Origin of the sequence: Anaerococcus sp. HMSC068A02, from assembly GCF_001811125.1 — a bacterium.
In the GTDB taxonomy this organism is placed as follows: domain Bacteria; phylum Bacillota; class Clostridia; order Tissierellales; family Peptoniphilaceae; genus Anaerococcus; species Anaerococcus vaginalis_C.
The window spans coordinates 2,758-4,448 of sequence record NZ_KV803751.1 but is presented as its reverse complement, the minus strand read 5'-3'; the positions used below and the strand labels follow the sequence as shown (position 1 = coordinate 4,448).

Below are 1,691 nucleotides of genomic sequence, written 5' to 3'. Positions count from 1 at the left end.
ATTCCTCCGCCATTGTCTTCAATGATTAAGCTTGTATATAGGGGATTTTTGTAGGATGAAAGCACAATTTTGTCACAGGTCGGTCTATTATCAGCATTCTTTATAATATTAATGAGAGCTTCTGCCAGCCAATAAAAATCTCCAATGATGCTATTTTCTTTTAAATCCGTTCTCTTTTCTATCTTTATAGATTTCTTTAAATTCAAACTATCTAAGGCATAATCTACTAATTCATCTAAACAAATTTGTTCTTTTTTCATTAAATCTTTGTTTGCATCAAGGCTTGATAGTTTAAGTAAAATATCTGATAGAGAATTTAATCTAATAGTTTGCCTTTTTAAAATCTCTATATCTCTATTATCTGTAAAGCCCATCTCCAAATTTTCTATGGAAAAAAGCATAGATGTAATAGGAGTTTTGATTTGATGGGCGATGTCTTCTAGATATTCGATTTGCTTTTCGCTATTTTTTCTACTTGTTTCTTTGGCTTCTACTATTTCTATAAAAAGCTTATAAATTTTATCTTCCAAAATTGAAAAATCATCTTGCTTCATAGGAATTTTGTAGTCCTGATTTTTCATATTTTCTATCAGATCTATAAGCTCATTTATTCTATTTTTCTTTCTTGATTCTAAAAAATAATAAAGAAGTAAAAGACTTATTATCCAAAATATATATAGCATCTCAATCCATCCTATATCCGATTCCTCTGACAGTAGTGATAACTTCTCTATCAATTTTTTCTCTTATTCTCTTAATAGTTGATGTGAGAGTATTGTCATTTACAAACTTATCTCTATCTTCCCAAAACATTTCTAAAAGTTGGCTTCTTGTGAAAACCCTGTGAGGATTTTTGATAAATAAAACTAGGATTTCATATTCTAGCGAAGTTAAATCTACTAGATTTCCCTTAAAATAAGCTTTTGACTGATTTAAATCTATTTTTATATCCTTATAAGATATACTTTTATCTTGTGATATAGGTATTGTCCTTAAAACCGCATCAATTCTTGCCCTTAATATGGCAAGGGAAAATGGCTTTGTTAAATAGTCGTCTGCTCCTTGATCTAGGGCGGCAATTATAAAATCTTCATCATTTTTTACAGTAGTAACTATAACTCTTATGTCCTTATCTTTTAACTTTTTAATCAAATGTTGACCGTCTTTATCTGGTAGATTTATATCAAGTAGTGCCACATCAATGTCTACATTCATCATATAGGTCGCCTCGTAAAAAGATGATGCAATCTCTACTTCATAACCATTATTAACTAAATACTTTCCCATTTGTAAAGCAATTTCTTTATTATCCTCTATAATCAAAACACTCTTCATTTTAACCCTCTCATACATTAACCTTTGAAATCTATTAAAAAATTTTTTTCATACACAATAGCTATACTATGGCAGCACTTATGACCGCAACATAAAACCTGCCCTGCTTAGATCAGCTAATTTATTTCAATGTAGAGTCATTAACGTTTTTTATCAATTTTCAATCTTCATTATAAAAATTAAACTGGGATTCATAACAAACCCCAGTTTCATAATTAGCGTGTCCTTTAATATAATTTTGATCCTGCTGGAATATTATCATCTAACATTATTAAGTTAAGTTTTTCCTCTCCATCGTACTCACAAATTGCAGATATAATCATTCCTTCTGAGTCGATTCCCATCATCTTACGAGG

The 1,691-nt window shown here is 29.6% G+C and carries 2 protein-coding genes and 1 pseudogene; all 3 read right to left on the bottom strand.

What is annotated here, in order from left to right; translation table 11 throughout:
- A partial coding sequence (locus HMPREF2782_RS04450; protein ID WP_261668643.1) for a sensor histidine kinase occupies nt 1-683 on the bottom strand: 683 nt, incomplete at its 3' end.
- 1 nt (nt 684) lies between these two features.
- Nucleotides 685-1,335 (bottom strand): response regulator transcription factor, encoded by a 651-nt coding sequence (locus HMPREF2782_RS04445; RefSeq protein WP_070641166.1) that lies wholly within the window; start codon nt 1,333-1,335, stop codon nt 685-687.
- Nucleotides 1,336-1,562: 227 nt separating this feature from the next.
- Nucleotides 1,563-1,691, bottom strand: a pseudogene (locus HMPREF2782_RS09665) (methionine--tRNA ligase subunit beta); the annotation flags it as partial.